Source organism: Blautia intestinihominis, from assembly GCF_040096655.1.
Lineage (GTDB): Bacteria > Bacillota > Clostridia > Lachnospirales > Lachnospiraceae > Blautia_A > Blautia_A intestinihominis.
Map to the genome: position 1 here is coordinate 1 of NZ_JBBMEI010000136.1, position 3,906 is coordinate 3,906.

Genomic DNA, 3,906 nt, shown 5'->3' on the forward strand with positions numbered 1-3,906 from the left:
TCATAACTGGATAAAGTTGACTGACGTATACCAATAGCTGCGGAAAAGTTTTTTTGATTCATCTTCAGATCAGTTCGTAGCTCTTTTATTTTTTCTGAAATAGATGATTCCTGCATATTATCCACCTCCTTAAAAGCTCTAGTAGATATGGGGAGTAATCCCCATATCTACTAGAGAGATCACTATTTGCCGGATCTGGTTTTGAACGAAGCAGAACCGACATATGGAAAATATGGAATGTTACGAAAGCAGTTCTTAAAAGAACACAGATCAGCAAGGTATCAGTATCTGTTATTGACTGGAAAACTGAATGAACATCTGAACCAGACAGATCAGGAAGCCAGAGAACAGGTGGAAATGCTTATGAAACAGATGGCAGAAAAAAAGGGTGTAACTGAAGAATTAAAGGTACAGGATCAGATGAAGTGGGTTGGGTTAATGAATAATATAAAAGTTAGTGCAGAAGAGATTATATTGAAAAACATGGTATATGTGTGAGTGTGAGAGAAGAGATCGCTCTTTTACACTTTTGTATATATCAGAATAGCATTTTAGAAAACACTATGGTAAAATAAGGTGAAGGTAAATCGGAATTGCAGATTTAGAAAAATTGAGGGTATTTGAAAAAAGATTGTAACCCTTAAGAGGCGAGAGTAAATATGGTTTATAGGAAATCTTGTGCTGTTACACTTTCTTGACATTTTCATGACTGTTCTAAGGATATTTTTACATTTGCCTGAGCTATACTTTAGCCATACCGAACAACCGGTAAATAAAAAATCAGGAGGAACTAAAATGATGAACAGATTATTCAAAAGAGGAATGTTAATAGCACTTGCAGCAGCAATGACTACATCCGCAGGTGTTCCTGCCATGGCTGCCCAGAAGGAGACACAGGAGGAGACAGTGACTACATCAGAGGTAACACAAACAAATGTAGATTATGGTTCTCTCACTCAGAAGGAGATTGAAGAGTTTAACTCCATTTATGACCGACTTGACGCTATCGACAAAGAGGTAATGAAAGATGCAGATGGTCTTTCTGATGAAGATATCTATGCCAGATACGATCAGTATCAGGATGAAACCGATACCCTCATGGATCGCCTTGAGGAGCTTGATAAAAAAGCCGGGTGGATCGACAACGAGGAATATGAATATTCCGAGGATGAGTATAATGCTCTGTACGATACAGGCAAGCTCACCGCAGAGGAAGCAGAACAGCTTCAGAAAGCATATGAAAGAATCGAAGAAATTGATGCGGAAGTGTGGACGGACGATGATCTTTCAGACGATGAGATCGAAGCCCGCTATGCAAAGTATGATGACGAGATTACATCACTGAACGCACAGATTGAAACGCTTGAAAAGAAAGCGGGTTGGTATGAGGGATACTATGGAAATTTGAGCGAAGATGAAATCAATCAGCTTAACAGTATTTACAATAAAATTGATGCAATCTATGACAATATTTATAACGGCTCTGATAACCTCTCTGAAGAGGAATTTGCTTCTCGCTATGCGAAGTATTCAGATGAGATTGATGCTTTGGAGGCACAGGCAATCGCTCTTGAAGCGAAAGCAGGTGGAACTAAAATACAGATATACTGATTTTGAAAGATATAATATGGGGAATCTCACAGAATTTCTGAGGGGCTCCCCTCATGTGGGATTAAAGATATGGCAAAAAAAATCTATTTGGCAGATGATGAACAGGATATACGAGAAATACTCACAGAATTTTTATCCAATGCCGGATATGAGGTAACAGCATACAAGAATGGTGATACACTCTTTTCTGCTTTTCAGGAGAAGCCCTGTGATCTTGTTATTCTTGATATTATGATGCCGGGTTCAGACGGTCTTTCCATATGTAAAAAGCTAAGGACAATATCATCAGTTCCTATTATTATTTTGACGGCAAAGGATTCAGAGTCTGACCATATGAAGGGATTTATGTATGGAGGGGATGACTATCTGATTAAGCCATTTTCGCCGTCACTTCTTGTTGTCCGGGTAAATGCGTTGTTCCGAAGAGTTGAAATGAATATACCGGTAAAGGCAGATATTTCCTTTGGTGATGTGTGTTTTTCATGGGAGAAGCATAATGCCATTGTGAAAGAGCATGATATTGGTCTGACTATGACAGAATTTTCGCTTCTGGGATGTCTTATGGAACATGGTGGAACGGCAATCCCCCGGAATGAAATTCTCGACAAAGTATGGGGAATAGATTCTACGGAGATAGAAACCAGAGTTGTCGATGAGACAGTAAGAAGAGTCAGGCAGAAAATGAAGACCGCAGGCAGCAAAGTTCGCATTAGTGCTGTCTGGGGCTATGGCTATAAACTGGAGGATTGTAATGAATAAGACACGTTATAAAATTGCCACACTTACAGGTTCCGCCGTTATGGCAGCCATGCTTTTGAGCCTGCTGATTCTGAACATAGTTTTTAATAAAAAAATAGAGCTGAGAGCTGAGAATGCAATTAAAAACGTTTTTACTTTGGATTCAGACGAATATTTGAATTACGAATCTGAAAATGATACGGGCTCTTTATATTATGCCTCACTTGTATATATGGGGGCAGATTCAGAAAACAGGGATGACATATATCAGATTCTGACACCCAAAGAGAAGAAACTTATTGACTGGTATGAAACACACCCGTCTGATGAAATGCAAAGGGCAAAAATTAACGAAGCAACTTATTATATGAAAGCCAGAACAGAGTATTACGAAGACAGCAATGAGAGATTACTTGCTTATGTGGATGTTACCGGCGAACCAGAACTCATAAAAGAAATCAGTTTTGGTGTTTTGCTGGATGCTTTTGTCATTGCCGCTCTCGGTGCTGCCATTGGATATTTTCTCGGGAAAAAACTTGAACAAAATGACAAAGCTCAGAAGACCTTTTTTGAAAATACATCTCACGAATTAAAAACCCCGCTTATGGCAATTTGCGGATATGCGGAGGAGATTGAAATGGGAGTCATTACCGATTATTCTCAAGCGGGCAGAATGATAGTGTCTCAGACGGAGCGTATGAGTAAACTTATTGAGGATATCCTGTATTTATCAAAAATGGAAAGCGGTACGGAACCATTAAAGTGTGAACCAATAGAAATGGCATCACTGGTTCAAGATATTTTGATGCCGCTTGAAGGAATTGTGAACAGGCGAAACCTTTCAGTATCGTTAGAACTGGACGAAGGATATGTCAACGGAGACCCGGAGAAGCTGGAACACGCTGTTGCTAACCTGATAACTAATTCCGTAAAATATGCGTGTAGTCAAATCGAAATATCGTGGAAAAATCAAGTCCTTTCCATCTGGAACGATGGAGGAGAACTTAGCACAGAGGATTTTTCCCATATGTTTGAACGTTTTCATACGGGACAAAACGGAAACAGCGGAATAGGGCTTGCCCTCTCAAAAGAAATCGTTGAAATGCACGGATGGAAACTTAGTGCGAAAAATGACAGGCATGGCATATGTTTATCAATGGTATGCCACAGTTAATTTAGGAACAATCAGGTTTACAGCTTCCAGTTTGTTGAGATGTTGCAAAATTTGGAATCAGGAGAGAATAAGAATGATTAACAATTTAATGTACATAGAATTAAAAATGGGATATTCTGATGATGATCCGGCATGGATTGGATATGTCAAAACTTCAAAAAGTAGAATAAAAATTTTTTGACATTTCTGCACATGCGTGCTAATATGATTATAGAAAAAGAGTGCTACCGATAGACGGTTAGTCCGATATATGTTTTGACAAAAATTGCCGCTTAGTTTACCAGACCAGGGCGGCTATTTTTGTGGTTTAGTTTCTTCGAATTGAGTTTACCTGACGACGATCCAGTCTATACCCTGAAAAAAGTGATGGAGGAATTAGATTT

Annotated in this window: 5 protein-coding genes and 1 pseudogene; 5 read left to right on the plus strand and 1 reads right to left on the minus strand. The window is 39.0% G+C overall.

The features are described 5' to 3' along the window. Positions 1 to 116, minus strand: a 116-nt coding sequence (locus WMO75_RS20030; RefSeq protein WP_353963815.1) for a helix-turn-helix domain-containing protein, incomplete at its 3' end; no start/stop codon positions are given. 121 nt (positions 117 to 237) lie between these two features. Here WMO75_RS20030 and WMO75_RS18945 point away from each other — a divergent pair. From WMO75_RS18945 to WMO75_RS20140, 5 genes and pseudogenes are all read left to right on the plus strand, one after another. Then, on the plus strand, positions 238 to 498 hold the full coding sequence (locus tag WMO75_RS18945) for a TnpV protein (protein WP_243111660.1): 261 nt from the start codon (positions 238 to 240) through the stop codon (positions 496 to 498). A 297-nt stretch (positions 499 to 795) separates the two neighbouring features. Continuing rightward, positions 796 to 1,611, plus strand: coding sequence for a hypothetical protein (locus WMO75_RS18950; RefSeq protein ID WP_118699463.1), 816 nt, complete (start codon positions 796 to 798; stop codon positions 1,609 to 1,611). Positions 1,612 to 1,680: 69 nt separating this feature from the next. Next, positions 1,681 to 2,370: a response regulator transcription factor gene (locus WMO75_RS18955; RefSeq protein WP_019163079.1), complete on the plus strand. Its 690-nt coding sequence runs from the start codon at positions 1,681 to 1,683 to the stop codon at positions 2,368 to 2,370. After that, positions 2,363 to 3,523 carry a sensor histidine kinase gene (locus WMO75_RS18960; RefSeq protein ID WP_158565339.1) on the plus strand — a complete coding sequence of 387 codons (1,161 nt, stop codon included), beginning with the start codon at positions 2,363 to 2,365 and terminating at the stop codon, positions 3,521 to 3,523. Before WMO75_RS18955 ends, WMO75_RS18960 begins: the two co-directional genes overlap by 8 nt. A gap of 300 nt (positions 3,524 to 3,823) precedes the next feature. Beyond that, positions 3,824 to 3,906, plus strand: a pseudogene (locus tag WMO75_RS20140) (transposase); the annotation flags it as partial.

Coding starts and splice junctions, on each gene's coding strand:
- WMO75_RS18955 (WP_019163079.1), top strand. CDS start 1,681: ATGGCAAAAAAAATCTATTTGGCAGATGATGAACAGGATATACGAGAA.
- WMO75_RS18950 (WP_118699463.1), top strand. CDS start 796: ATGATGAACAGATTATTCAAAAGAGGAATGTTAATAGCACTTGCAGCA.
- WMO75_RS18960 (WP_158565339.1), top strand. CDS start 2,363: ATGAATAAGACACGTTATAAAATTGCCACACTTACAGGTTCCGCCGTT.
- WMO75_RS18945 (WP_243111660.1), top strand. CDS start 238: ATGTTACGAAAGCAGTTCTTAAAAGAACACAGATCAGCAAGGTATCAG.